Here is a 26,886-nt window from a genome sequence, read left to right as displayed (position 1 = left end):
CGGCTCCTATCAGTATCCGAAGTGAAGGGCTTGAGCAGAAGGATCCTTCTTGCTCTCTTCAGATGTCGGGTGTATGCCCTCAATGATGAATCTGCGCATCAACCAAACCCAGACAACCCCGAGTGCTAGGTAGAGCAGAGTGAACAGTGTCATGGTTGTCAGCATCTGTCCGGCACTGACCGAGGTGGAGATACCCGTGGCTGTCAGCTGGCTGATATTACCCAGGGGATCACCATTTTGCAGTGCGGCCATGTTCGGGTAGACCACCCAGGGCTGACGCCCGATCTCGGTGAAGATCCAACCCGCTGAGGCTGCGATGAACGGCATGGGGATGGAGAAGATCGCGTAGCGACCGAGCCACACGGAGGTGGGAATCCTGTCTTTACGCAGTGTCCACAGTGCAGCCAAGGCGAGAAGTGCCGAGAAAGCAGCGAAGCCGATCATGATCCTGAAGGACCAGAACACGGGCATCTGTGGCGGAATGAAGTCGTACTGTGCTGCATCACCATAGCGTTCGACAAAGACCTCGTTGCTGTTCAGCATTTCGACCATTCGGGCCTGGATGTCAATGGTTCCCTCAGCCTCAGCGGTGAATGAGTTAGAAGCCATGAAAGAGGCAACGCCCGGAACCGTGATGATTCGAGTCGGCTGGACTCCGTCTACGGAGGTGGGGCAGTCCCCGAACATGGCGATGGTAAACGAAGCGCCCTCGGTGTCAACACAGATGCCCTCAGCAGCCGCCATCTTGGCCGGCTGAAGTTTGACCATCTCCTGGCCCTGGAAGTGACCGGTTCCAGCGGTACCGAGGCCACCGATAATGATGACGACAAGGCCAAACAGGGTGATGGGACGCCAGATTTCACGCGCCTCCTTCATTCCGGCCTCTCCGCCCAGGCGGGCTGCTCGGGTCATCCACCACACTGCGATGCCGGCGATGAATGTACCGGTCAGAAGCCAAGCTGAGGTGACAACGTGGCCGAAAGCAAACCAGGTTACGGGGTTGATAATCAGCTGGAAGAAGCCACCAACACCATCGAGTTCTGCGCGACCGGTTTCCGGGTTGAAGATGGTTCCCACCGGGTGCTGCATCCACGAGTTAGCGGCCAAAATCCACAGGGCTGACAGGTTCACGCCGGCTGTGACAAGCCAGATCATCAGAAGGTGAACGCCCTTCGAAATCCGTCCCCAACCAAAGATCCACAGACCCAGGAAGGTCGACTCAAGGAAGAAGGCCAGAAGTGCCTCAATGGCAAGCGGGGCGCCAAAGATATCACCGACGTAACGCGAGTACTCCGACCAGTTCATACCGAACTGGAATTCCTGGACGATACCCGTGGCCACACCCAGGGCAAAGTTAATTAGTAGAAGCTTGCCGAAGAAGCGTGTGGCCTGGAGCCACACATCCTTTCCGGTTGAGTACCAGAAGGTCTGCATGATCGCTACGCAGAGCGACAGACCGATCGTAAGCGGCACTAGGAGGAAGTGGTAGACAGTCGTGATCCCGAACTGCCACCTCCCTATGGCGACAGTATCTAAGGCTGTCGATAGGACGTCCATTCAATTGGCCTTTCATTAAAAACTGCAAAAATCTGGTGTGCTAGCCGTCAGCTGTCCTGACCCGGACATGGACCGGCACCCCTCGACCCAGGTTGAGGTTGCCGACTGCTCTGACGGCACGCCTACAGCCAACTTAGCCTGTCTCTGAATCTAATATTCCATGTTACGCGTCCAGATCGCTCACAAATAGCACGATTATGGGGCTGAGTTGCGGGAGGATTCTCAGGGGGCAAGGAACGATAGCTATTTCTCTACCGGCGTCGTCCCCTAGGGGCGGCCGGGGCCGTGATGTAACATAACAGTCGAGGGCCCCCGAACACACCTTCGGGTGGGGCCGGCAGATCCAACCGTGGTTGGGGATTCTGCTGAATCCTGGCAATGGCCCGTCAAGTTTCCGTCCCACTTGTGAGGACGAGTTGGTTTGAGCTTTCAGTGCGTTTGGTGTGGGACGGCACTGGATGCGTGGGAGTGAAAATTGAGTAGCCACAACGAGGAGCAGGTAACGCTGCCTCAGACACCGGCGGCAGCGTTGTTGTTCCAAGCACCTGTGTTCCAGGCCCCGGAGCAGAAGCCCGCAGCAGTCAAGGACAGCAACGAGGGCGCGGCCCGTGAGGCAAGTCCTCGCCGTGAGCGAGCGGGCAATCGCCGTGCTGAGTCCACTAAGCCGGTTCAGCAGCAGGAGCCCTCGGAGAAGACCGAGGGGGGAGATTCCCAGACGAAGAGTGAGGGGCGGCAGCCAAGCAAGAGGACTCAGGGCCAGAAGAAGCAGCCTGCCTCAACGGGTTCCGGCAAGCCTTCGACCTCGGTAAAGGACAGGGCAGCTGAGGAAGAAGGTGCTGAGCCACAGACGGAGACCCCCGTCTTGGAGCCGGGCGAAGCGGAAGGTTCTGAGTCGAGCTCATCAAGCCGTCGTCGCCGGCGTCGAACCAGGGGAGACTCGGGTGAAACTGGTGAGTCAAGCGACGTCGATCAGGTTCAGTCAATCCGCGGCTCAACTCGACTTGAAGCCAAGCGCATGCGTCGCCGCGAGGGGCGTAAAGAAGGTCGTCGTCGCCACTCAATCACAGAGGCTGAGTTCCTGGCCCGACGTGAGTCCGTTGACCGGGAGATGATCGTTCGCCACGAGGATGGATCAGACCAGGTCGCTGTTCTTGAGGACGGGATCCTGGTTGAGCACTTCGTAGCCCGTCGCACCAGCCAGTCGGTGGTGGGCAACATCTACCTGGGTAAGGTCCAGAATGTTCTGCCTTCGATGGAGGCCGCTTTTGTTGATATCGGTCGGGGCCGCAACGCGGTTCTCTATGCCGGTGAGGTGAACTGGGACGCCCTGGGCATGCAGGGTAAGCCACGTCGCATTGAGTCGGCGCTGGCTCCGGGCGACAACGTCCTCGTGCAGGTGACGAAAGATCCAATCGGTCACAAGGGAGCGCGTCTGACCAGCCAGATAACGCTGGCTGGCCGCTACCTCGTCCTCGTCCCCGGCTCCACTGTTCTTGGAATCAGCCGAAAGCTTCCGGAGCCCGAACGCAACCGACTAAAGAAGATTCTCAAGCAGATCGTTCCCGAGGGGACTGGCGTTATCGTCAGAACCGCGTCGGAAGGTGCCGCTGAAGACCAGTTGCGTGACGACGTGGATCGTCTAACCAAGCAGTGGGCGAAGATCGAGAAGAAGACCGAGACGACTCGTAAAGCTCCGGTGTTGCTGCGGGGAGAGCCCGAAATGGTCGTTCGCGTTGTTCGAGACCTCTTTAATGAGGATGTTGCCAAGCTGGTTGTTCAGGGCGAAGAGACCTGGCAGACGGTCCACGAGTATGTCGAGGAGCTCTCTCCGGAACTGCTCGATCGGCTTGAGAAGTGGAACTCGAAGAGCGACGTCTTTGATGAAAAGGGTATTCGTCCTCAGTTAGCCAAGGGGATGGACCGCAAGGTCTGGCTCCCAAGCGGGGGCACCCTAATTATCGAGCGCACCGAAGCGATGACCGTAGTTGACGTCAACACCGGAAAGTTCGTAGGTTCTGGTGGAACACTGGAAGAGACGGTTACCCGCAATAACCTTGAGGCTGCTGAAGAGATCGTTCGTCAGCTTCGTCTTCGCGACATCGGTGGCATCATCATCATCGACTTTGTCGACATGGTGCTCGAAGCCAACCGAGAGCTGGTTTTGCGCCGCCTGGTTGAGTCGCTTGGTCGCGACCGCACTCGTCACCAGGTTACTGAGATCACCTCACTCGGCCTCGTTCAGATGACTCGAAAGCGCGTAGGTGAGGGACTGGTTGAGACCTTCTCCACCTCATGTGAGGCATGTGAGGGACGAGGGTTTATCGTCCACGACCACCCCGTCGAAGCGGACCGCTCGTTCGCGGCGGTGGGCTCAGGGTCGAAGAAGAAGCAGCGTGGCGGAGATCAGCAGCGCCAGGGGGACGAACGACGTCACCGTGAGCGCCAGCCTGAGGAACGTGCAACTGCCCAGCCGGTGGACAGCCACATTGGTGAAGAAAAGGTCAAGTCTGCTCTGACTGCTATCGCTGCAGCGACGGTCGCGGTCCCACCCGCCGACCCCGCCGCTGATTTCTCGGGTGGCAAGGAGCAGACAGCAGAGTCGTCCCCCCGGAAGACTCAGACGAAGCGTCAGCCGCGCCGAGCCCAGAAAGCGCAGGCCCCCGCCCGAGACAACGAGGCCGAGTCCTCCTCTCCGGCTCAGGCGCCTCCCGCTGAGGCAAAGTCCGTGAAGGGTGAGAAAACGAAGGCTGCCAAGTCGGTTCCAACCGCGGTGGAAGACATCGTTCTTCCCACCCAGCACCAGGTTTCTAAAGCTGTAACACGCCCTGTGCGTCGCCGAGCTGTCGTCACGGGACCCCTGGATCCCGGAAAGGCCGCAACGGGCTCAAAGGCAACGGGAGATGGGATTACCCCACCTAAAGGTGAGGACCAACGCAGCAAAGAAGAGTCGGCGCGAGCTGCAGTTCGCGACCTCCTTCAGCAGTAGTCAGGTGGTAGTTCGGGGCGAATGCTTGCAACGTGCCGAACTACACACTCATAATTAGCGGGAAACACGGGCCGTAGGTTGTCGGCTCACGGTGGTTTGCGTTAGATTTACTAGTCGGCGCCTCGGCGTCGAATCGAAGATTTTTCCGACGAGAGATGAGCAAAACGTGGTCTACGCGATTGTTAAGGCTGGCGGCCATCAGGACAGGGTTGCTGTTGGCGACGTTGTTGTGATCGACAAGGTTGCGGCTGAAGTTGGAGAGACCGTTGAGCTTGAGCCAGTCATGATTGTTGACGGCGAAACCGCTCTGGTCGGCTCGGACAAGCTTGCAGGCAAGACCGTCACCGCTGAGGTGATTGGTGATGCAAAGGGTCCCAAGATCCGCATCATCAAGTACAAGAACAAGACCGGTTACCGTAAGCGCCTTGGTCACCGCCAGCCGCTGACTGTGGTTGAAATCAAGGCAATCGGCTAGTCGCCGATCCGTATCTAAGGGAGCTTGAGAGATGGCATCAAAGAAGGGCGTTGGCTCTACCCGTAACGGCCGCGACTCGAATGCACAGCGCCTCGGCGTGAAGCGTTTCGGTGGCCAGTACGTTTCCGCAGGCGAGATTCTGGTTCGCCAGCGTGGCACTAAGTACCACCCCGGCAACAATGTTGGTCGCGGCAAAGATGACACCCTGTTCGCCCTGATCGACGGAAACGTCGAGTTTGGCAACATCCGTGGTCGTCGTGCGATCAGTGTTACCGAGGTCGCCGCCTAGGGCGGGGTAGCGTAATACTACTTTTAGCGAGGGGGACATCCGCGCAGCGGGTGTCCTTTTTGCGTACCTGGAAGACAGAATGGTGGCGGGGCTGCGAAGGTCGAATCCGCCCGATGTCGGAAGGGTAGGGAATGATGGTTCTGAACCTAGTGGAGGACGAAAATGGCCGACTTTGTTGATCGTGTGAAGGTCAATGTGATTGCAGGCAGCGGCGGTCATGGAATCGCCTCCGTACATCGGGAAAAGTTCAAGCCCCTGGGTGGACCCGACGGGGGTAATGGTGGTCGTGGTGGCTCGGTGATCTTCCGTGCCAGTGATCAAGAGACGACATTGCTTACATACCACCATCGGCCCCACCATAAGGCTGCCAACGGAACCCAGGGCGCAGGGAGCCTGCGTCACGGAAAGAACTCGGATGACCTGGTGCTGCCGGTACCAATCGGAACTGTTATCAAGGACCTAAATGGTGAACTGATTGCAGACTTATCGGCAGAGGGCGATGAACTGGTTGTTGCTGAGGGGGGACGCGGTGGTCTCGGAAATGCTGCTCTAGCCAATCGGGCTCGTCGCGCTCCAGGGTTTGCCCTTCTTGGCGAGCCCGGTGAAGAGACGGATGTAGTCCTCGAACTCAAATCGATCGCCGATGTTGCACTGGTCGGCTTCCCCTCGGCTGGAAAGTCTTCGCTCATTGCTGCCATGTCGGCGGCGCGGCCCAAGATTGCGGACTATCCGTTCACCACACTGGCTCCCAATCTCGGGGTGGTAGACGCCGCGGGACAGCGCTACACCATCGCTGACGTTCCCGGCCTCATTCCCGGCGCTTCTGAGGGCAAGGGCCTTGGACTCGACTTCCTGCGACACATTGAGCGCTGCTCTGTGATTGCACACGTTATTGACACCTCTTCATTTGAGATTGAACGTGATCCGGTTAGCGACCTCGACACGATTGAAGCCGAACTATCCGCCTACCAGGGCGATCTGGGTCAGGTTGAGGGTTATGTCCCCATGGCTGAGCGGCCGCGCGTCATCATCCTGAACAAGATCGATGTCCCAGATGGGCGCGAGCTAGCCGACATGGTCAAGGCCGACCTTGAGAAAAGGGGGCTTCCCGTCTACGAGGTCTCGGCTGTGTCACATGAGGGACTACGGGAGCTCTCATTCGGCCTGGCAAGGATCGTGGAAGAGAACCGGGTCAAGGAAGCGGAGCTTGAAGAGGCACGCGTAGTGATCCGTCCTCGAGCTGTTGGTTCGTCGCAGGCCATTACCGTCACCAAGATCCAGCACGGTGGAGAGCGCGTCTACCAGGTTCGTGGGCGTAAGCCAGAGCTGTGGGTCAAGCAAACCAACTTTGGTAACGATGAGGCCGTGGGGTATCTGGCGGATCGTCTCGCTTCCGCCGGGGTAGAGGATCAGCTGCTGAAGGCCGGGGCGCTTCCGGGTGACCCCGTTGTAATCGGCCCGGTTGAGGGGGGCGTTATTTTTGACTGGGAGCCCACGGTGTCGACTGGCGCAGAGCTGCTGGCAGGCCGCGGAGAGGATCCGCGTCTCTATGAGCGGACGCGTTCCACCGCGCGTGAGCGTCGCGCGGCTTTCCTCGAGAAGATGGATGCAAAGGAAGCTGCTCGGCAGGAACTTCGAGATGAACGCGCAGCAGGGATCTGGACGGATCCCGGTTCGGGCGAGTAAGGCCGGTTGCAGTGAGTGTTGGAGTCGGTGAGATGAAGGCTAAGCGCCGCATCGGGATCATGGGTGGGACATTCGATCCGATCCACCACGGGCACCTCGTGGCAGCGTCTGAAGTGATGAATAGTTTTGGCCTAGAGCAGGTGGTTTTCGTCCCGACTTCCACCCAACCATTCAAACAGCAACGTGAGACTGCGGCTGCCGAGCACCGCTACCTCATGACCGTTGTTGCCACTGCCTCGAACAACCGGTTCACCGTGTCACGGGTCGACATCGACCGTGGGGGACTGACCTATACCTATGAAACACTGCGAGACTTGAGAGCTCAGGAACCTGATGTGGAGTGGTACTTCATTACGGGTGCCGACGCGCTGCAGGACATCCTCAACTGGAAGCATGTCGATGAGCTATTCGAGTCCGCGCACTTCATCGGGGTTTCCCGACCGGGACATGAGCTGAATATTGGGGATCTTCCCGGTGATCGGGTGTCTTTAGTTGAGGTTCCTGCCATGGCTATCTCCTCTAGTGACTGTCGCAGACGCGTGCGGGACAATGAACCAATCTGGTATCTGGTACCTGACGGAGTGGTGCAGTACATCAGCAAGTACGGTCTTTACAGATAGCCCGCAGTTCACAGAAGTGAGAGCCAAGTAGCAACTCACATTTGACCGGAGGAGTCTTGCGTTGGCGCCATATTGGGTCAAGACTCAGTACAGAACCTATATAACTACCAGGGAGATTGATGACTCTTCAACCAGGGACAGAGCAGCTCGTTGCCGAGGTCGCGGCCGCCGCATCCGACGCACTTGCTGAGGACATTGTCGGGATTGACGTGACGGGGGTGCTTCCCTTCAGCGACGCCTTCGTAATTGTCACCGCTGATAACCCCCGGCACCTCAGGGGTGTCAGGTCAGCCGTCCAGGATGAGGTTCATGCAGCGCTGGGTCGTTCTCCCCGCGTCGAGGGTGACGAAAACTCAGACTGGCTTCTCCTAGATTACGGGGACGTAGTGGTGCATATTTTCCTTCCCGAAGCCCGTGACTACTACGCCCTCGACAGCTTGTGGGGACGTTCCCCTCGCGTGTTTCTGAACCTGGCTGCAAAGATCAACTAACGGCTCAAAAGGCAGCGCACTTCGCCCTTTTGCTGTGGTGCGGCGCACTGCCTTCTGATTTGCCGGGCAGAGTTACCGCTGGGTATAGTTATGTCTTGTTCGGGGCTATGGCGCAGTTGGTAGCGCGCTTCCATGGCATGGAAGAGGTCGGGAGTTCGAATCTCCCTAGCTCCACTCGAGAAGATGGTTGAGACATTTACTCGTTGAGAAACCCACTGACTTTGTCAGTGGGTTTTCACTTTTCTCACCTGCGAAAGGGGTCGGGTCGTCCTACTCTTGAGGCGAAGGCCAACAGGGGCCGCATCGTTCAAAGGAGAATGACAGTGGAATCTTGTAAGCGAATGGTTGGAAAGGTAGTCGTCCTCACCGGCGGCGGTGGCGGAATCGCCAGGGGAGTCGCAAGGGCATTTGCCTCAGAGGGCGCCAAGATGGTTCTCACCGATATCTTCCAGGGCGGAATGGATGTCACCAAGGCGGAACTAGAGGAAGAGTTCGGAACCGAAGTTCTCACACTTATTGTTGACGGTGCTGAAGAGGAGCAGGTTGAGAAGGCCCTCGCGAAAACGGTTGAGCACTTTGGACAGATTGACGTCCTCATTAACAGCGCGCAAACCTCCGCATCGGGTCTGACACTCATTCAGCACTCAAAGGAAGATTTTGACAAGGCGATTTACTCGGGTCTCTACGCAACTTTCTTCTTTATGAAGCACGCGTTCCCTTATCTTCGAGAGACCGAGGGGTCGGTTATCAACTTTGCTTCCGGAGCAGGGCTGTCGGGTAACCCCGGACAGAGTTCCTACGGGGCAGCTAAGGAGGCCATCCGTGGTCTGTCGCGCGTGGCAGCCAACGAATGGGGTGTCTACAACATCAACGTCAATGTGGTTGCGCCCCTTGTGATGACCGACAAGCTGGCGGCATGGGGTGAAGAGAACCCCGAGATGTTCGAGAAGAACATCAAGTCGATTCCACTGGGACGCTACGGAGATGCTCAGCAGGACATCGGTCGCGTCTGCGTGTTCCTCGGTAGCGACGACGCCCGCTACCTGACGGGGGACACCATCATGATTCAGGGTGGCTTGGGGATGAGGCCGTAACTCCCGAGGCAGTTTGAGAGGCCCAGTTCGACTCTCGTGGTCGAGTGGGCCCCTCCCCGTGTCTGCTGCAGTACCGTGCCTACTTGCCTTCCAACAGTTCTTTCTTCATCTGGGCGAGAGTTGCCTGCATCTTGTCATCGACCACCGGGTACTGCGGATTGGCTGCCTTTAGCGCCTCAACCAAAATGGAGAGTGCCTGGAGGTGGCCGGACCACTTGTGATTCATTGAGATGACATGCCACGGCGCAAAGTCAGTCGAAGTGTGGTTGAGCATGTCGGTGAATGCCGTCGTGTAGTCGTCCCAGAAGCCGCGTTCAGTCATGTCGGTGGGGGAGACCTTCCAGTTTCTTGAAGGGTCCTCAATCCGTGCCAGGAACCTCTTCCCCTGCTCAGCCTTAGAAATGTGAAGGAAGAATTTGACGATGATCGTCCCCTGGTCGTAGAAGCGTTTCTCCCAGTTGTTGATCTCTTCGTAGCGCTGCTTCCAGATGTGCTTCGGCTCAGGCATCGTCGTCTTGGGCCAGAGAAGGTCAGGGTGGACCCTTGTTAAAGCCCTTCTCCGTGAGGTTCGCGTTGAACTGCCGGTGAAGATGAACTACCGAAAAGGGTTCCACAAGGCCCACCGCCGCGATGGCAGCCGTATCAATGGTTGGGGGTTGAAAGGGGGGAAGTGGGGGATGGGGATGTGCTCATGATGCTCTCATTCGGGGCGTTCTCGTACTGGATGCTTTGACTTTTTGTGCAAGATCTGATCTAGACGTGGGCCGAGTCACGTGTCCATAAGACTAGGTGGCAATAGCCGAGTCCGCATTGTGAGAACCTTTCTCCACAACAACGTTTTGAACAACGTGCAGATCGGATCGCACTGACCATCAACATCATGTTCCTGGTGGTTCTCGGAACTATCTTCCTCGACTTCGCGCCCCTGAGCGCCTTGATGATCATCGTCATCTCTCTCCTAGACGATGTCCCAATCATGACGATCGCCTACGACAATGCCAATGTCAGCAAGGTGCCGGTCAGGTGGCACATGAAAAAGATTATCGCCACGGCATCTGCACTCGGGTTCTTCGCAGTTGTTCAGTCGATGATCGTCCTCGTCTGGGCCACGCAGATGAAGGCGGGAGAGTCGTTCGGGATCACTGACAACGGCGCAATCGAGTCGATCGTTTTCCTTCAGTTGGTGACGGGAGGTCACCTACTCGTCCTCGTCGCGAGGGCGTGAAACTGGTTTTTCCTCAGGCCATTTCCAGCCTGGCAGTTGTGGACCACGCTTCTGACCATGGCAACCATTGCGGTGCTCCTGGTTGGTTTCGGCGTTTCGTTCCTAGGGTTTCCTGGCAGGTGGTGGGGATGATCCTGCTTTACAACCTGGTGTGTCTCTTCATAATGAACATCGTCAAGATCATTACCGACAGGTTCACCAGCGATACGTCGAAGCGCGAAAGCAAGCATGCTGAGATGCACTCCAGGGACTTGACTAAGGCTCGCATGGACTGCGATCAGGTCTTCGACCGCAAAAAGGTCGCCGCACAGGGAGCAGAGCCCGCCGGCGGAGTCTCACCGGCTCCAGCCACCACCGGATCGGGTGGTTAGAAGCGCAGAGAGAGTTAGGGGTGTCTTTCGGTTTCTTCCGGCAAACACCCCTACCTCTGGCTGGGGATCTCTTAGATGAGGCCCTGCTCTGTCAGCTCACGGAACTTGCCAAGCATGCCGTAAACCTGCGGGGTATCACCGATCGTCAGACCCCCATCGACAACGATCTCTGAACCGGTGACATAGGAGGCATCATCGGAGGCAATGAATGCCACCACGTTGGCGACCTCCTCTGGGGCACCGTTTCGGTTAAGGGGGGCAAGCGGAAGAGGCAGATCCACCTTGACTCCCGAAACCTGGGTCATAGGTGTTGCGATTGAACCGGGGTGGATCGAGACCACACGGATTCCGGAAAGCCCGAGGTCCATGGCTGCGGCCTTGGTCATGCCACGTACAGCAAACTTCGACGCCGAGTAGGCGACGGTTTGGACCTGCCCGACAATGCCAGCGGCTGAAGACATGTTGATGATGACGCCCGATCCCTGGTTACGCATGTGAGGTGTCACTGCCTTCATCCCAAGGAAAACACCCTCGACATTGATGTTCATGAGTCGGGTGAACTCAGCGTGGGTGGTCTCTTCCATCGGCTTGATGAGGAGGATGCCCGCATTGTTGACCAGGACGTCGATTCGTCCGAACGCGGCGATCGTACCTGCGACGATAGTGTTCCATTCTTCTTCGCTGGCAACGTTGTGTTGCATGAAAATGGCGTTCTCGCCAAGTTCCGCTGCCAACGCCTCACCGCCCTCGACGTTGAGGTCGGTGATAACGACCTTAGCTCCCTCCTTAACGAAGAGTCTGGCGTCCGCGGCTCCCATACCGCTTGCACCACCGGTAATAATTGCTACTTTTCCGTCTAGGCGTCCAGCCATAACGTTCCCCTTTTTCTCTTCTCTGAGAACCCAGGCGGGGGCATCATCGCGATACCTGAATACCAGCCCGGGTATTAACAGGCTATCCGGGCCCAGAGGATACGCCAAGTGATAGTGGTCGCAGGTGAGTTTAGGGAAGCAGGGGCACGAAAGAGTAAAGCCCGTGTTGCGTGGTTGAGATGTTCCCCCGTACATCCTTGCCGATCCATAGCATCCGCGAGGTGACGGGCACCACCATGATGCCCCCGGCACCCAACTGTTTGAGCAACTCCCATCGCCTTATTTTGGTGTTCTCCAGGAGTGTTGGACGCAGGTCCTGTCTGCCGGGAGCCCCCCTTCTGCCGCAATGTAAGCGCCCGCCTAAGCTGGAATACATGGAGATTACGGTTTTCGACGGTGCGTCTTTCAGTGAGAGTCCCTTTGACCACGCCTTAACCAAGGCCGATGCCTGCAAAATGGGTCACTCGCTCTGGGTCGACGCCCGGCTTGATGGTCCGGATGATCCCGAGGCCCCCCATTTTCTGGAGACCTTCGATCTTGATCCGACGAAGGCCCTCGATATTCTTGCTTCCCGCCTGGAACTTCCGTTTCGGCTGACGCCCAAGGATGTCCACGGGGTGGCCTGGATTGATGACCTTGACGGTAGCCCTGCTCACCTGGTTCTTTTCCACTGGAACGAACACCGGTTGCTCACGGTCCGCCAAGGAGGTGACGCCGGCATGCTATTTATTAGGAAACGAATCATGGAGCGGATCACCAACATCAGCGATTCTCCCGTGCGCCTTCTTGCCGACACGCTTCGGCTGATGATGATTACCGTTCAACGGGGGCTCACCGAGACCGCCGTTCGAGTCGGGGAACTCAACGAAGAGATTGTCAAGACAGTCAAGCCCAATCCGGAGCAGGGGGCTGAACTAGCCGCCTACCGCGCCGTCTTTCATACCATCTCACTGAGGTTCCCCTCCTACATGGTGAATGCACGCGCCGCATTGATCGATCCACCTCATGTGAATGGCGCAGAAGCGGACGACCTCGGCCTGCTTGAGTCCTACGTGAAGATTGTTGATCACACCCAGGTGCTCATCGATTCGGTTGATGATTCCCTACGCCACACGGCTGATGCGCTGCAGTCGCAAATGACGTTCTGGCAGGGGAACCAGGTCAATGTCCTAACCGCCATGGCCGCCGTGTTTATTCCCATTACTTTCATCACCTCTTACTTTGGAATGAACTTCGACTGGATGGTTGGTGAAGTCAACTCGATTGCACACTTCATGATTTTCGGAGTCGGACTGGTTCTGGTGGCAATTATCGGCTCAATCATTCTGCTTCGACGCAGTGGATACGCGCTCAGCGTTGAGGAACAAGCAGGTGTGGAACGTGCCCGTAAGCGCGGCCTCACTCGCAGGCGCCGTGTTGACAGCGCGGACCTGTCAACACCTAACTGACTAAGAGGCCGTAGTCTTAGCGGGCCCCATCCCTCTGATTGAAGACGACTAGCAAATGGCAGCTGAACCAACATTCACGATCCGACCCTATGAGCCCTCCGACTGGGCGGACGTAGGTCGAGTCTGTGTCCTCACCGGCGCCTCCGGCTCCGATGCAACAGGGCAGTATGCCAGCGACGAACTGCTTCCCGCCATCTATGCCTACCCCTACGTTCAGCACGACCCCGAGCTTGCCTGGGTCGTGGAAATGGAAGATGAGGGCATAACTTCGGTGGTCGGGTACGTTCTGGGCACCGCTGATGTCACAGCTTTTGTGCGGTGGTGGAAAACGGAGTGGACTCCCCTCTATGAGGATCTCCTTCCGGTTGATGGCAGCTGGACCAGTGCCGACAGAGCAATGCGTAGAAGGGGTGAGCAGCCTGAGACCCAGGTGACCAGGTTTGCAGCGGACTATCCCGCTGAGCTCCACATTGACCTCCTCCCTGAAGCTCAGGGAAGGGGACTGGGTCGCTCCCTCATACGGGTGTTTGCGCGCGCGGTATGGGCAAGAGGTGTCAGGAAACTGGCACTTGGAGTTGGCGGCGAAAACCGGGGTGCCCAGGCTTTTTACCAGCGTCTTGGTTTCTATCCGCTTGCGGAGGAGTTCTCGCCGGAAGGTGAACTGCTTGGGGCTAGGCTCGGCCTTGATGTTCGGGAGTTTCTTGAAGCCTGACTGCTAAGCGCCCCCCCGGGGTGCTTAGCGTAGGCGGTTTTGGTTGGCTCAGGTGTTCTAGGGCAACTCCGGAGTCATCCGAGGATATCTGCGCCTCCTAGAATGATCGTGCGTCATTCCCATTGCGGGAGATGACCACAGCTAACTGCTCTTGACAAGCCAGTGCCAGTTTTGGCCTAGCGGAGGAGGATCCGTGCGTGCTCTGAGGAAAACCAGTGAGGGACCAGGCTTGGAACTGGTGGAGATTCCAGAGCCGGTTCCCGGTTGGGGAGAGATCAAGATCCGTGTGGAGCGGACGGGGCTGTGTGGCACGGACCTCCATATATACCGCTGGGACGGAGGAGCCCCGGGAGCGATGACGCTGCCCCAGACGCTGGGCCATGAGTTTTCGGGGGTGATTGTCGAACTGGGTCCCGGAGTTGAGGACGAAAAAGGCGCGGAGGACTTAAGGCTGGGGCAGCGAGTTAGCGTTGAGGGCCATGTGGTCTGCGGTCGCTGCCGTAACTGTCGTGCTGGCCGCGGGCACATGTGTGTTCGATCCAAGGGAATTGGGGTGAACCGGGACGGCGCTTTTGCCGACTATGTCGTCGTCCCCTTCGAGAATGCCTGGGTGCAGCCAGATACGATTGATGCAGAGCTGGCAGCCCTTTTTGACCCCCTGGGCAATGCTGTTCACACCTGCCAGCAGGCCACCCTGACCGGACAGGACGTCCTTATTACCGGGGCCGGCCCGATTGGGATCATGTGTGTGGCTCTGGCGAAACACGCCGGAGCTCGACACGTGGTGATTACCGATCTGAATGAAGACCGCCTCGACATGGCGCGCAAGGTTGGCGCAGATAGGGCATTGCAACCCGACGCTGAAGTACTGCGCGAAGCAATGGTCGAGTTGAGGATCCGTGAGGGGTTTGATGTCGGTCTCGAACTCTCCGGCGCGCCCTCTGCGCTGCAAATGCTGGTTGACTTCTGCAACCACGGGGCCATGCTCGCCCTGCTTGGCTTGCCAACCAAACCCTTCGCGATTGAGTGGGGGAAGGTCATCACCCACATGCTCACTATTAAGGGAGTTTACGGCCGGGAGATGTATGACACCTGGTATGTAGCGACATTCCTCACCGAGACTTCGCCGGAGCTACGTGAGGCACTGAGGTCTGTGATTACCCACCGGTTCACTCCGGATCAGTGGGAAGAGGCATTTGCAACGGCCGGTTCAGGGCGGGCCGGCAAGGTCATGATTGATTGGGAGAAGTAGATGTACGCCAACAAGACGCAGGTCGAAGAGACCCTGCAGCAGATTCGTGAAGCCGGCCTCTACAAGGAGGAGCGTCCCCTCTTTGGTCCGCAGGGTGCAAGGGTCGCTACCGAACGCGGGGAGGCCCTCAACTTCTGCGCCAACAACTACCTGGGCCTTGCAGATGACTCACGCATTGTTGCTGCAAGCCGCGATTCCCTCGATCGCTGGGGCTACGGACTTTCTTCAGTGCGTTTCATCTGCGGTACCCAGGAACAGCACCTCGACCTTGAGAAACAGATCGCGGCCTATTTGCACCGCGATGATGCCATTCTCTTCTCTTCTTGCTACGACGCTAACGGCGGAATCTTCTCGGTGCTTTTCGGCCCCGATGATGCGATCATCTCTGACGCGCTGAACCATGCATCCCTTATCGACGGGATCCGCCTATCGAAGGCAAAGAGGTTCCGCTATGCCAACCGAGACATGGAGGACTTGCGCAACCAACTTCAGGCAGCGCGGGATGCCGGCGCAGTTACCACTGTCATCGTTACCGACGGCGTCTTTTCGATGGATGGCTACTACGCCCCACTGCCGCAGATCTGCGATCTGGCTGATGAGTTCGGAGCCCTGGTCATGGTCGATGACTCTCATGCGACGGGGTTTGTCGGACCAGAAGGACGCGGAGTTGCCGCGATGTATGGGGTGGAAGATCGGGTCGATATTCTCACCGGCACGCTTGGCAAGGCCCTCGGAGGGGCTTCGGGCGGTTACGTAGCTGCCCACCAGGCAATTGTTGACCTGCTTCGGCAAAGGGCCAGACCCTACCTGTTCTCCAACACGCTGGCCCCTTCGATCGTGGCGGGGGCAGCTGAGGCAATCACGCTGGCCAGGGCTGCCGATGGGCCTCGAGAGCACCTAGAGAAGGTTTCAAACCTGTTCCGCACCCTGATGGAAGAGGCCGGGTTCGAGTTGCTTCCGGGAAACCACCCGATTATCGCGGTCATGTTTCCCGGTGAGGACGGGGCGCGCACCGCCACCACGGTTGCCTCGAGAATGCTCGAACTGGGTGTGTATGTCACTGCGTTTAGCTTCCCCGTGGTTCCCCGGGGTGAGGCGCGGATCCGTGTCCAGCTTTCGGCTGCGCACTCTGAAGAGGACGTTCAGGCCGCCGTCGAGGCCTTCAAGGCCGCAGTTGCCCTCGGTTAGAACACGGTCACTTTTCCTGCTCTCATCCGCTCACGCCCGTAGTGTGGCACACTTTGGCTCACAGCACGCCAGGTCCCACCCGGGTAACCTGTGCCCGATCAGTTGAAGGTTCCTATGTCCTACAGTTACGTTCCTGCTCCTACAAAGTCCTTCGTTGTCACCTGGCTGCTCTCGTGGATCCTCGGAGTCCTTGGAATTGACCGCTTTTACCTAGGTAAATACGGAACCGGGTTCCTCAAGCTCATAACTGTGGGCGGTTTTGGCGTCTGGTACCTCATCGACCTGATCATGACCCTGGTCGGAGCCCAGTCGGATAAGTGGGGTCGACCCCTAACCGGATACCGTGAGAACCGGACCATGGCCTGGATTGTCACGATTGTCGTTTCGATCCTCGGCGGGGGCATCGGCGCGTTCAACTTCTAGGAAAAGGTGGTCTGAACTGGGGTCACGTCGGCCCTAGGGCCTAACTTTGGGAGCGCTTCTGGCACTAGCCTTTTAGGTATGAGTCCCTCTGACGAAGGCGCCATGCTCTCAACTTCATCCGCGGCATCCAGGAACACTTCGGGAAACTCCGTGCGCTCTGGCGCAGCACGGCCCACGAAGGTAGATCGTGCCATCAAACCCCGATCACGCAGGGGGGGAGGTGGGAAGACTCGGGGGCCTGGTTCCTCTGGAGGACCACGGACCGGCGGTGATACGACGACCGGTCTGACCAGAGTCCAGAAGTTCGGACTGCTTTTCGGATTTATCGCTTTCCTCATTCCTCTGATCGTGGATGTGCCGAACCTGGATGAACCCGGGGAGCGGATGCTGGCAATCTTCCTGCTGGCAATCGTCTTCTGGGTGACGGAGGCGGTGCCTCTCACGGCCACCGCCGTCCTCGTCATCCTTCTCGAAGTCCTTCTGGTCGCCCAGGGGGCGCTGTTTGATCCGTTCGCGGCCAGCCCTGAGCTCGCCGAGGCCGCACTGCCCGCCTCGGCCTACTTTGCGGCTCTAGCGAACCCGGTGATCATCCTCTTCCTTGGCGGCTTCATGATCGCCGACGGGGCAGAGAAGTATGGGCTAGACAAGAACATCACGGCAGTGATGCTGAAGCCCTTTGCGGGCTCGGCACGCTCAACCGTCCTCGGACTAATGCTGATCACAGGCATCCTCTCAGCCTTCATGTCCAACACTGCAACAACTGCAACCATGTTCGCGGTCGTGATCCCCATCCTTAACTCGATCAAGGACCCCAAGGCCAGAGCCGGAGTTGCCCTGGCAATTCCCCTGGCGGCCAACGTCGGAGGTATCGCAACACCGGTGGGCACCCCACCGAATGCGATTGCTATCGGAGCACTGTCCACCCAGGGGATCGACGTCTCATTCGCGCACTGGGCGCTCATGGCTACCCCGTTCGCGCTGGTCGTTCTCTTTGCTTCGTGGCTCCTGATCTGTGCCCTGTTCATTCCCCGTGGCGAGACCATCAAGCTTGAGGTTGAAGCCAACTGGAACATGACCTCTAAGGCCAAGATCTTCTACGCTGTTGCAGCCCTCACCATCGCCTTGTGGATGACCGAGCCCCTCCACGGAATCTCCTCCAACACCGTTGGTTTCATTCCCGTCGCCCTCCTCCTCTGCCTGAGGGTCATGGATGGCGGGGATATCAAAAAGCTTGACTGGCCGGTTTTGTGGTTGGTTTCGGGCGGCATTGCACTTGGTACAGGGGTCGGCGCCACCGGTCTTGACGCGTGGCTGGTGAACTCGATCGGGTGGGAATCCCTCGGAACCATGGGGGTAATCCTCGTCCTTTGCTTTGTTGGTCTCGGGTTCGCCAACGTCATGTCACACTCGGCGGCCGCAAACCTTCTTGTCCCGCTCGCAATCTCTCTTGCAGTTGCCATTCCCGGTACCAACACGATGATGATTGCAGTGGTCGTTGCGATTGCCACCTCACTCGGTATGTCCCTGCCGATCTCAACCCCACCGAACGCGATCGCCTACTCCACAGGAATGGTCTCCGTGAAGGACATGGCCATCATCGGAGTGATTGTCGGTCTGGTCGCGACCTTGGCACTTGCACTAGCCATGCCGCCCCTGTGGCAACTCATGGGCCTGGTCTAGATGGGGGCCCTACCCCGGCAGAACCCAGACGGTTTGGGTATCGGAGAGCTTCCCCTCGCGGCAGTCGTTGGCAAGGGGAAGCACCATGACCGCATCGCGCAGCTACTTCAAGATGGCCTCACCGATCTGGTTGAGGTGCGCAGGTTTGCCACTCCAGATGAGGCGCGATTCGCTCTGGGATGCCCCGCCGGGGAACAGGGGGACGACGCGCCGAGCCTCGTTGCACTGTACGTCTTGATCGTCGGTGAAGGGACACGGCCGGCGGATGAGATGGTAGCCCCGCTGCTGTCGTGCCCTGCCTGCCGGGACACCAGGTTTATCGTCCTCAGCACCAAGGTAGAGATCACCGGCGCGGAACGGATGATCGACCTGGGTCGCCTGGACTGGGTGGGCTATCTCGGTGACCTGCGGCCCGATGCCTTCATTTCGAGCATGAAGGCTCAGGTGCAGCTCTTTCATGAACACGGCAGGGTTGGAACAGTTCCGCATGTCTCGTCACTCTTCCAGCAACCTTATTCGGACTCAGTAATCATCGGTCGGGTACTCAGCGAGATAGAAGAGACTCTGGGGACGCAGCCCCGCCTAACCATTCCGGTGGGGACACGCCTTACGACCAAGGGCGACTGGGTGGAGGAGGTGACGATCATTCTCGAGGGGTCCGTAGCCCTGATCCATGAGAGCCCCGGTGGAGACATCGTCATGCACGAGGAATCAACGGGACGGATTATTGGTCTCCTCGCGGTCTCCGAGGGCCGGCGCGCCCTCCTGAATGCAGTCACCACCAGCGAGGTGCGAGGGGTTCGACTAACCGTTGAGCAGCTCAACTCTGCGATCGAAGGCCACCCGGACATCACCATCCTCGTTGCCACCCTCTTCATCCGTTCCCTTGACCGCAGGTTGCGCCGAGCGGAAGAGTTGCACATCGAAAATGCCGAACTATCCGATCAGCTCGAAACTGAACGCACACTGCTGGCTACTGCACTAAGCAACCTTGAGGATGCTCGAACGGAACTTTCCGCGCAGGAACGACTTGCTTCCCTTGGCGCGCTCTCCGCTGGCATCGCTCACGAACTCAACAATCCCATGGCAGCTATCCAACGCATCAGTGAGTTCCTGGGGGAGGACGTCACAAAACTCCTCGAGACTGCCCCGGCGAAGAAGTGGTCCGACCAGGCTCTTACCGCCCTGAAGAGCGGCCAGGAAGTTCCATCACTGTCCACCCGGGCCGAGCGGCAACTTCGCCGAGAACTCACCGAGATCACCGGTGATCCGGCAGTGGCGCAGCGCCTCACCCTGGCGGGGATTAGGGATCCCGAGTTTGCCCGGGCTTTGAAGCGCCGCTCAGGTCTTTCTCTTGAGGCGGCAGAGCAGGCGGCTTCAATCGGAACCCAGCTGCGTAATCTTCGCTCGGCCGCGACACGTATTACACAGCTGGTGTCGTCACTGCGGTCGTACGCACGCCCAGATGGTGACAAAGTGGGCGGGGTTGATCTTCAAGAGAACATCGATGATGCGATCCGTCTACTTTCGCATAAGTTGGACGAGGTCGAGGTCGTGAGGTTTTACGAGGATCTTCCGACTCTGGAGTGCCACCCGGGTGAACTAGCTCAGGTTTGGACCAACCTGCTCACGAACGCAGCCGAAGCGGTGACAGAGGCATCCGGAAACGGCTCATCACCCGCAGGTCGCAAACTAGGAACGATCGAAGTTACGACAGGCAGTCCGACCCCGGGTTGGCTTAGGGTGGAAATCAAAGATGATGGGCCCGGTATCCCAGAGTCGATTTTGCCCCATGTTTTCGAACCGCGGTTCACCACCAAGTCTGGCCAGGTTCGTTTTGGAATGGGGGTCGGCCTTGGTGTCACCCGATCCATCGTTAGCAAACACCACGGCACAATGCGCCTAAACACCGGACCGAACGGCACCACCGTTGTTGTCGATCTTCCGATCGCACCACCACAGGAGGAACAGTGAAACTATCAATTTTGGTTCTCGAGGACGAACCAGAAGTTCGGGCAGCCTTGGAACGCGACCTGATTGAACTATCCCCGGCGGTGCGGATTGAGCCTGCCGAGGATGTGGAGGACGCCTGGGAGGTTATCAATGAGATCCTCGATGACGGTGATGTTCTGGCGTTAGCCCTGTGCGACCACCGCCTTCCCGGTACCACCGGGGTTGACTTCATGGTTGAGCTTGCGGGGGATGAGCAACTGGTTGAGACGCGGAAGGTCCTGGTTACAGGCCAGGCTGACCTGGAAGACACGGTGCGAGCCGTCAACGACGCACACCTCGACCACTACATCTCCAAGCCCTGGAAGCGCGATGAGCTAGTTCGAGTGGTTCGTGAGCAGATAACTGACTATGTCATCGCCTGCGGACTCAACCCTCTGCCCTACATGTCGGCGCTTGATCAGCCAAGGGCACTGGAGATTGTGCGTGACTACGGTCGTGCAGACTAGCGCTTAGGCACCCTGTTCGATCCTGAGTTCCAGCTCTCTGCGCAGCACTTTGAGAAGCTGGGTTCGGGATCCCAGCAGGGCTGCTCTACGGCCCGTTCGGGTGGCAGCTACGGAGAGGCGTGAACCGACTTCCTCCTGTGTCAGTGCCGCAAGCTTCTCTCCGCCCGCCGTCCCGGTGGGTCCACCCAGGATTACGGAAGCGGGGTCGAGAATCCCGGCTAGGGGCTGAATCAGAAGCGATAGCCGCTTGGCGTAATCCGCTAGTAACTCATCATCCTGGACGAGGAGATCCAGAGCCTCGAGGTAGGTGGGAGCCCCTGTCATGCGCATGAGTGCATCATCTGTGAGGAACTCGGAGTAGTTGGTTGCGGCGCCGTCAATGCTAGCCGCTGAAAGTGGTAGCTCAAGGTACCCGACCTCGCCGGCGTCCCCCGTTGCTCCGCGACGAGGTTTACCGTCGATGTCCAGTCCCGCACCGAGGCCTGTCCCGAGCCAGAGGAAGACGAAGTCATCCCTTTCCTCTTTGGGGAGGCGCTGTCGTTCAGCGACTGCGGCAAGATTGGCGTCGTTCTCAAGGATGACGGTCAGCCCCGTACCCTCTTCGATAATCCTGCGAGCGCCCCTAGTGGGCCAGCCCGGGAGGGTCCCCCCAAACTCAAGCTCATCTGTGTCGTGGTTGACCGCTGCCTGGACGCTAATCATGACGTGACTACACACCCCCGGATCGAGTTCGGCTGCGCGGCAAGCAGCTTCAACAGCAGCCAGGGTATCTACGACAGGGGAGGGGTCCTTAGGGAGCGGAACGTTCACTATTGGATGTTCGGTTCCGGTCGGATCAACAACCACCGCTTCAATAAGGCCGATCTCCATCGTCATGGCGACGCCAACTATGCTGTCGGACCGCACTCCGTAGGTGACAGCATTCGGTCCACGGGGCCCAGAGATAATTCCAGTTGGCTCGATGAGTCCCGCACGTTCAAGGCGTAGCACCATCTGGCTGGCCGTGGGCTTTGATACCCCCGAAAGCTCGCGGATCTGGGACCGACTGAGTGATCCATGCGTTGTGAGTAGACGCAGTGCGGTCCGGTCATTGACCGTTCGCAACCATTCCGGGGTCCCCGACATTGGGACGTCGCTTGGGGGTAGATCAGTCATGGTCCAAGACTACCGGTAGGGTCACGAACAGATAAATCAATGGCCTGCAATTGGCGCCAAAGGCGTAGATCCGAGTGCCTAGGAGTCCTCATCTTCAAGGGGGTCCACGGGCTCGGAGGGGAGGGAGGCGGTTCCCAGGTTGATCCGTCCTCGTCCGACAAGCAGGTGGGGATCGGCACCCCTCTCACTACCCTGGGACTTGCCATCTGCGTCGAAGGTTGCGCTGAGTAGTCCCACCACCGGATCGACCCGAAGCGTAGTGCGACCCGACTCGGAAAAGCGGGCTTCCTGCCAGGGGGGAAGAAGGGTGAAGTATGCGGCTACCACTTCGTCAACACTGGCCTCCATCCCGGTTTTGAGCCAGGAGCTAATTAGGGTGACGGTGTTGTAAACCTGCTGTGAAGATGCCATTTGCACCCAGAGTGCCGAAGGGGGCGGGCCATCAACTCGGCGGGCAAAGGAGCGGACGAACTCGCCGAAAACGCTTTCGAAGTAGGTGGAGATCATGGTGAGGACCACCGACTCTGTGCCGACCAGGAGAACCTTTTGGTAGACCTTTTCAAGTTCTGCGATGTGGGCGAGGAGGTCGAGGTGAATCTGGCGCCACTTGAGCAGGTATCCCGGACCCGTGTAATCGAGCAGGTGGGCGATGGGATCAAGAACGGGACGAAGCCGTTCGATCAGATACTCGGCAAGGAATGCAGACGGCGAGGTGGAGTGCTTGTAGAACGTTGTTCGGGAGACACCCGCTGCGGTGGTCAACTCAGATACTGAAATCTGCTCCGCCGGCTTTGCGGAGGCAAGTTCTAGGATTGCTGCCTCAAGCTTTGCTCTAATCCGTTGAAAGCGGGGGTCATCTTCGGGCCGGGAGGTCACCCTGGAGGCCAAAGAAGCTGGCTCCGACGCACCTACCTCATCCTGCTGGTCAATCACAACTGGTACGGCCTCCTAATCAAAAGAGCTATGGGTTCGAGTTGGGTTCCGAATGTTCGAAACCGGGTGGATCAGTGGTGCCAGCATTACCCCCGGTGGTGGTTTCCGGGTGAGATGTTTTTTCTTGCAGGGTCGCATGCAGGGCCGCAATCTGGTCGGTAAGATCACGTATCTGCCCGCGGGTCGCGGGCTCAGCGGTGTCGTCCCCATGCCTTGCCGCAATCTCTGTCATCAAAGAGGCCAGGGTGGCAGTTGTGACTCCGAGTAGGGCCAGACCACCAAACATGAGCAACACACCGATGAGGCGTCCCGAGTTGGTGACGGGGGTATAGGCGCCGTAGCCGGTCGTGGTGACGGTAACGCAAGCCCACCAAAGGGCATCCTTGAAGTTGGTGATTGAGGCACCGTGAGCGTGACGCTCGGCCTCGAGAACAGCTAGTGCCGAGGTGTAGATGAGTATTGCCGATGCCGAGACGCCGTAGACCAGCACGCGAAGACGCAGCTGGTCGCCCGCAGAGACCCTGCGGCCACCGATCTTGGTGAGGAACTTGAGTAGCAGCACGAGGCGTAAGACAGGAAACAGGGCAAAAATCAGGTTGGACCAGTGCGTGGTGATCCACTGCAGTTTGTGCGGGGCGGTGAGAACGTTGATCAGGTACTGGATGACAAACATGGCCCAGGTGATCATCATGGTTGCCGAGGCAACATACCACCAGACCCCCGTGAGGTCACCCATTGAACGCCAGGTGTAAGCCACCAGGTACGCGACACTTGCAAGCATCAGTGGGCCGTGGGTTCGCTGGTCCCACGTCTGCTGGTCACCTATGGGCTGCAATGCTGCGCTCCGTCCTCCCCCTCTGGTTTTTCACCATACCGATCAACTTACCGCACCACACATAGTTGCCATGGACCCGGGATCAGGGGAGTCGTCTTTGGTCACCAGTAGCTCGCTTCTCCGTTTTGAGATGGTGCTCACTATGCGGACAAGGCTGGAAGGTCGGGGATCGAGCTGCCTAACCTACCTGCATGTTCAAACGAATGTGCCGCTAAACGGACGCACTGACAGGCAGAGCCAACGCGAGATGATTCGCGTGTCAAGTAGCTGATCCGGGTACTTCGGAACCCCTTTTCTAACACTGTGCCTACGCACACCCATGTTGGGTTCCCTGTACCTCCGCGGCCAGCACAAGTGCGTCATTCTCACCGGTGAGAACGTGGCACTTGGCAGGCACCCAAGACAAAGCCCCTCCCGGACTGCCACGAAAAAAGAACCCTACCCATACACATACAGAAAAATCTGGGAGAAGCAATGTCTGCAAACTGGTCCTTTGAAACACGTCAGATCCACGCCGGTCAGCGCCCTGACCCCACCACGGGAGCTCAGGCCCTACCGATCTACCAGACGAACGCATTCGTCTTCGACAGTGCCAAGCAGGCGGCTGATCGGTTCGCGCTTGCCGAACTTGGCCCCATCTACACCCGCATCACCAACCCTACCCAGGAGGTGGTGGAAGATCGGATCGCCAACCTAGAGGGGGGAGTCGGGGCACTTCTCCTTGCCTCAGGACAGGCTGCGAACACCTTCGCGTTGCTCAATGTTGCGGGTGCCGGGGACCACATTGTCTCTTCGGCAAGCCTCTACGGAGGCACCTACAACCTCCTCTCGCAGACCCTTCCCAAGCTGGGCATCTCTGTCACTTTCGTCGAGGACGCCTACGACTTCGACTCCTGGCGTGCTGCGGCACAGCCGAACACCAAGGCATTTTTCGGGGAGACGATCCCGAATCCCAAGGCAGATATCTTTGACATCGAGGGAGTCGCCAACGTCGCCCATGAGGTTGGTGTACCGCTAATTGTCGACAACACCGTGGGAACCCCCTACTTGATCCGACCTCTCGAGTGGGGCGCCGACGTGGTAACCCACTCGGCCACCAAGTATCTGGGCGGCCACGGGACCACTCTCGGCGGTGTGATTATCGACGGGGGAACCTTTGACTACGGCCGAGACCCAGAGCGTTTCCCCGGGTTCAACCAGCCAGACCCCTCTTACAACGGCCTTGTCTATGCACGGGACCTCGGAGAGGGTGGGGCACTTGGAGCCAACGTGTCCTACATCATCAAAGCAAGAGTCCAACTGCTACGTGATCTAGGTTCTTCGATCTCGCCTTTCAACGCGTTCCTGCTGGCGCAGGGCCTCGAAACGCTCTCCTTGTGTATCGAACGCCACACCGAGAACGCCCTCAAGATTGCCCGCTGGCTCGAAGATCGCGAGGACGTCACTGAGGTGCACTACGCTAGCCTGCCGTCCTCGCCCTACTACGAACTGGCGAAGAAGTACGCGCCCAAGGGTACCAACGGAGTGGTCTCATTCGACCTCGTTGGTGGGGAAGAGGCGGGCCGGGCCTTCGTCAACGCCCTCAAACTGCACTCGCTGGTGGCAAACCTCGGAGACGTTCGCTCCCTGGTTGCTCATCCTTACTCAACTACCCACAGCCAGGCTTCTGATGAGGACAAGGCAAAGTCTGCGGTCACTCCCGGGTTGGTTCGACTCTCAGTGGGCCTGGAGGATGTTGATGACATCATTTCCGACCTCGAGCTAGGTTTTGCTGCCGCCGCCGCGGTTCGTGGAGATGAGGAGCAGTCCGAAAGGGCAGCCTAGGCCGCAGTGCCCAAGCGAGATCTAAAGGGGGAGTGCAATGAAGAGGAACGCCGGAGCTGGGGACGGACGTCCAGTGACTTCGGGGGCCTGGTTTGAGGGCGATCCGATTGGGAGACGTCGTTTCTTCACCGGCGGTCCACTTCCCCTGGAGGCGGGAGGACTACTGCCGGAGTACACGCTGGCATATGAGACGTGGGGGACCTTGAATGAGGAGCGCTCCAATGCTGTTCTCATCCTGCACGCACTCACCGGCGACTCCCACCTGGCGGGCGAGGCTGGGCCGGGACATCCAACCGCGGGCTGGTGGACAGACCTGATCGGCCCCGGGGCCCCTATCGACACCGAGGACTTCTTTGTTGTCGCTCCCAACATCCTCGGGGGATGTCAGGGGTCAACGGGACCCGCATCACTTCGGGACCCCGGCGTTTCCCCCTCCTTACGCTGGGGTTCCGATTTCCCATTCATCACCATTCGCGACACGGTTCAGGCTGAAGTTCAGCTCGCCGACGCCCTCGGCATCGAGAAGTGGGCGATGGTGGTCGGCGGTTCGCTCGGAGGAATGAGGGCACTGGAGTGGGCGGTGATGTACCCGGGGCGCATCCAAAGACTTGTCCCCGTAGCCACGACGGCGGCCACGACCGCCGACCAGATTGCCTGGGCCCATACGCAACTGGCAGCCATCCTGAACGATCCCGCATTCAATGACGGTAACTACTACGAGGCGCCTCTGGGGGAAGGTCCCAGGATCGGACTGGGGATTGCGCGGCAGATCGCCCACACCACCTACCGCAGCGCACCTGAGCTGGAGAGCCGGTTCGGCGCGGAACCGCAGGGAGCAGAGGACCCCTGGTCAGGGGGGCGCTATGCGGTCCAGTCCTACCTGGAACACCAGGGTGCCAAATTTGTGAATCGCTTCGACGCCAACTCCTACCGGGTGCTCACAGAAGCATTCATGTCGCACGACCTGGGTCGAGGACGAGGAGGGCTGAGCGCCGCCCTCTCTCAAATAGAAGCCCAGACCCTGGTCATTGCCGTGGACTCAGACCGTCTCTGCCTGCCCGAAGCCTCGGAGGTGATCGCCGAAGAGATCCCTTCCTGCGCCGGGGTGGTCACGGTTCGCTCCCATAGCGGTCACGACGGGTTTCTCATCGAGTTCGACCAGTTCGGACCACTGCTAAAGGAGTTCCTTGAGGGTCGAATCAGTGACCTTGAAAGCAGCAGTGCCCGACCCAGACCTACCTGGGCCGGACGCTTGAGAGCCGCGGCGGAAGTGTGGATTAAGAACCCCCGGTCACGAGCTAACTAAGGCCA

25 protein-coding genes and 1 tRNA gene are annotated in these 26,886 nt (G+C 58.6%); 20 read left to right on the top strand and 6 right to left on the bottom strand.

What is annotated here, in order from left to right:
- Positions 1-9 precede the first annotated feature (9 nt).
- Positions 10-1,557 (bottom strand): cytochrome ubiquinol oxidase subunit I, encoded by a 1,548-nt coding sequence (locus CS903_RS03080; protein ID WP_099332082.1) that lies wholly within the window; start codon positions 1,555-1,557, stop codon positions 10-12.
- A 475-nt stretch (positions 1,558-2,032) separates the two neighbouring features.
- On the opposite strand from CS903_RS03080, the gene CS903_RS03075 reads away from it, so the two are divergent.
- The 8 genes from CS903_RS03075 (at position 2,033) to CS903_RS03040 (ending at position 9,198) form a co-directional block, all read left to right on the top strand.
- Positions 2,033-4,543: an Rne/Rng family ribonuclease gene (locus CS903_RS03075; RefSeq protein ID WP_370737637.1), complete on the top strand. Its 2,511-nt coding sequence runs from the start codon at positions 2,033-2,035 to the stop codon at positions 4,541-4,543.
- 166 nt (positions 4,544-4,709) lie between these two features.
- The gene (gene rplU, locus CS903_RS03070; RefSeq protein ID WP_099332081.1) at positions 4,710-5,018 is read left to right on the top strand and encodes a 50S ribosomal protein L21; all 309 of its coding nucleotides are present in this window, start codon (positions 4,710-4,712) and stop codon (positions 5,016-5,018) included.
- Positions 5,019-5,049: 31 nt separating this feature from the next.
- A complete protein-coding gene (gene rpmA, locus CS903_RS03065; protein WP_099332080.1) occupies positions 5,050-5,307 on the top strand; it encodes a 50S ribosomal protein L27 in 258 nt (85 codons plus the stop codon).
- A gap of 162 nt (positions 5,308-5,469) precedes the next feature.
- Complete coding sequence (obgE, locus tag CS903_RS03060) at positions 5,470-6,993, top strand: GTPase ObgE (protein ID WP_099332079.1); 1,524 nt, start codon at positions 5,470-5,472, stop codon at positions 6,991-6,993.
- A 32-nt stretch (positions 6,994-7,025) separates the two neighbouring features.
- On the top strand, positions 7,026-7,613 hold the full coding sequence (gene nadD / locus CS903_RS03055) for a nicotinate-nucleotide adenylyltransferase (protein WP_099332078.1): 588 nt from the start codon (positions 7,026-7,028) through the stop codon (positions 7,611-7,613).
- 119 nt (positions 7,614-7,732) lie between these two features.
- On the top strand, positions 7,733-8,104 hold the full coding sequence (rsfS, locus tag CS903_RS03050; RefSeq protein WP_099332077.1) for a ribosome silencing factor: 372 nt from the start codon (positions 7,733-7,735) through the stop codon (positions 8,102-8,104).
- A gap of 101 nt (positions 8,105-8,205) precedes the next feature.
- Positions 8,206-8,278 (top strand) — tRNA-Ala (locus tag CS903_RS03045).
- Between the two features lie 143 nt (positions 8,279-8,421).
- A complete protein-coding gene (locus CS903_RS03040) occupies positions 8,422-9,198 on the top strand; it encodes an SDR family NAD(P)-dependent oxidoreductase (RefSeq protein ID WP_207203732.1) in 777 nt (258 codons plus the stop codon).
- Between the two features lie 79 nt (positions 9,199-9,277).
- Here CS903_RS03040 and CS903_RS03035 read toward each other — a convergent pair whose 3' ends face one another.
- Positions 9,278-9,706 carry a polyphosphate kinase 2 family protein gene (locus CS903_RS03035; RefSeq protein ID WP_099332075.1) on the bottom strand — a complete coding sequence of 143 codons (429 nt, stop codon included), beginning with the start codon at positions 9,704-9,706 and terminating at the stop codon, positions 9,278-9,280.
- A gap of 372 nt (positions 9,707-10,078) precedes the next feature.
- Between CS903_RS03035 and CS903_RS03030 the strand changes: the two genes are divergently transcribed.
- Positions 10,079-10,423: a hypothetical protein gene (locus tag CS903_RS03030; RefSeq protein ID WP_099332074.1), complete on the top strand. Its 345-nt coding sequence runs from the start codon at positions 10,079-10,081 to the stop codon at positions 10,421-10,423.
- Between the two features lie 128 nt (positions 10,424-10,551).
- A complete protein-coding gene (locus CS903_RS09280) occupies positions 10,552-10,794 on the top strand; it encodes a hypothetical protein (protein WP_129587574.1) in 243 nt (80 codons plus the stop codon).
- A 71-nt stretch (positions 10,795-10,865) separates the two neighbouring features.
- Here CS903_RS09280 and CS903_RS03020 read toward each other — a convergent pair whose 3' ends face one another.
- Positions 10,866-11,666 carry a glucose 1-dehydrogenase gene (locus tag CS903_RS03020; RefSeq protein WP_099332072.1) on the bottom strand — a complete coding sequence of 267 codons (801 nt, stop codon included), beginning with the start codon at positions 11,664-11,666 and terminating at the stop codon, positions 10,866-10,868.
- A gap of 374 nt (positions 11,667-12,040) precedes the next feature.
- Here CS903_RS03020 and CS903_RS03015 point away from each other — a divergent pair, with 374 nt between their 5' ends.
- The 8 genes from CS903_RS03015 to CS903_RS02980 all read left to right on the top strand — a co-directional run bounded on the left by CS903_RS03015 (position 12,041) and on the right by CS903_RS02980 (position 20,828).
- Entirely contained in the window at positions 12,041-13,114 is a 1,074-nt protein-coding gene (locus CS903_RS03015) for a CorA family divalent cation transporter (protein WP_164996654.1), read from the top strand.
- Positions 13,115-13,169: 55 nt separating this feature from the next.
- Entirely contained in the window at positions 13,170-13,826 is a 657-nt protein-coding gene (locus tag CS903_RS03010; protein WP_099332070.1) for a GNAT family N-acetyltransferase, read from the top strand.
- 193 nt (positions 13,827-14,019) lie between these two features.
- Positions 14,020-15,078, top strand: a complete 1,059-nt coding sequence (gene tdh, locus CS903_RS03005) for an L-threonine 3-dehydrogenase (RefSeq protein WP_099332069.1) — start codon at positions 14,020-14,022, stop codon at positions 15,076-15,078.
- Complete coding sequence (locus tag CS903_RS03000) at positions 15,079-16,266, top strand: glycine C-acetyltransferase (protein WP_099332068.1); 1,188 nt, start codon at positions 15,079-15,081, stop codon at positions 16,264-16,266.
- A gap of 114 nt (positions 16,267-16,380) precedes the next feature.
- Positions 16,381-16,689, top strand: a complete 309-nt coding sequence (locus CS903_RS02995) for a TM2 domain-containing protein (RefSeq protein ID WP_099332067.1) — start codon at positions 16,381-16,383, stop codon at positions 16,687-16,689.
- A 78-nt stretch (positions 16,690-16,767) separates the two neighbouring features.
- Entirely contained in the window at positions 16,768-18,369 is a 1,602-nt protein-coding gene (locus tag CS903_RS02990; protein WP_242491726.1) for an SLC13 family permease, read from the top strand.
- Entirely contained in the window at positions 18,370-20,343 is a 1,974-nt protein-coding gene (locus CS903_RS02985) for a sensor histidine kinase (RefSeq protein WP_099332065.1), read from the top strand.
- Positions 20,340-20,828 carry a response regulator gene (locus CS903_RS02980; protein WP_099332064.1) on the top strand — a complete coding sequence of 163 codons (489 nt, stop codon included), beginning with the start codon at positions 20,340-20,342 and terminating at the stop codon, positions 20,826-20,828. The genes CS903_RS02985 and CS903_RS02980 overlap by 4 nt, the downstream gene beginning before the upstream one ends.
- 3 nt (positions 20,829-20,831) lie before the next feature.
- Here CS903_RS02980 and CS903_RS02975 read toward each other — a convergent pair whose 3' ends face one another.
- The 3 genes from CS903_RS02975 to CS903_RS02965 form a co-directional block, all read right to left on the bottom strand.
- Positions 20,832-21,983: an ROK family transcriptional regulator gene (locus CS903_RS02975; protein ID WP_099332063.1), complete on the bottom strand. Its 1,152-nt coding sequence runs from the start codon at positions 21,981-21,983 to the stop codon at positions 20,832-20,834.
- A gap of 78 nt (positions 21,984-22,061) precedes the next feature.
- On the bottom strand, positions 22,062-22,916 hold the full coding sequence (locus CS903_RS02970) for a TetR/AcrR family transcriptional regulator (RefSeq protein ID WP_099332062.1): 855 nt from the start codon (positions 22,914-22,916) through the stop codon (positions 22,062-22,064).
- Between the two features lie 28 nt (positions 22,917-22,944).
- Positions 22,945-23,751: a potassium channel family protein gene (locus CS903_RS02965; protein ID WP_099332061.1), complete on the bottom strand. Its 807-nt coding sequence runs from the start codon at positions 23,749-23,751 to the stop codon at positions 22,945-22,947.
- A 474-nt stretch (positions 23,752-24,225) separates the two neighbouring features.
- On the opposite strand from CS903_RS02965, the gene CS903_RS02960 reads away from it, so the two are divergent.
- The gene (locus tag CS903_RS02960; protein WP_099332060.1) at positions 24,226-25,575 is read left to right on the top strand and encodes a bifunctional o-acetylhomoserine/o-acetylserine sulfhydrylase; all 1,350 of its coding nucleotides are present in this window, start codon (positions 24,226-24,228) and stop codon (positions 25,573-25,575) included.
- Between the two features lie 37 nt (positions 25,576-25,612).
- Complete coding sequence (gene metX / locus CS903_RS02955; RefSeq protein WP_099332059.1) at positions 25,613-26,881, top strand: homoserine O-acetyltransferase MetX; 1,269 nt, start codon at positions 25,613-25,615, stop codon at positions 26,879-26,881.
- The last annotated feature ends 5 nt before the right edge of the window (positions 26,882-26,886 follow it).

The organism is Actinomyces minihominis (assembly GCF_900187855.1).
GTDB lineage: Bacteria > Actinomycetota > Actinomycetes > Actinomycetales > Actinomycetaceae > Scrofimicrobium > Scrofimicrobium minihominis.
The sequence above is the reverse complement of the archived record's forward strand: the minus strand, read 5'-3'. Positions and strand labels throughout refer to the sequence as shown.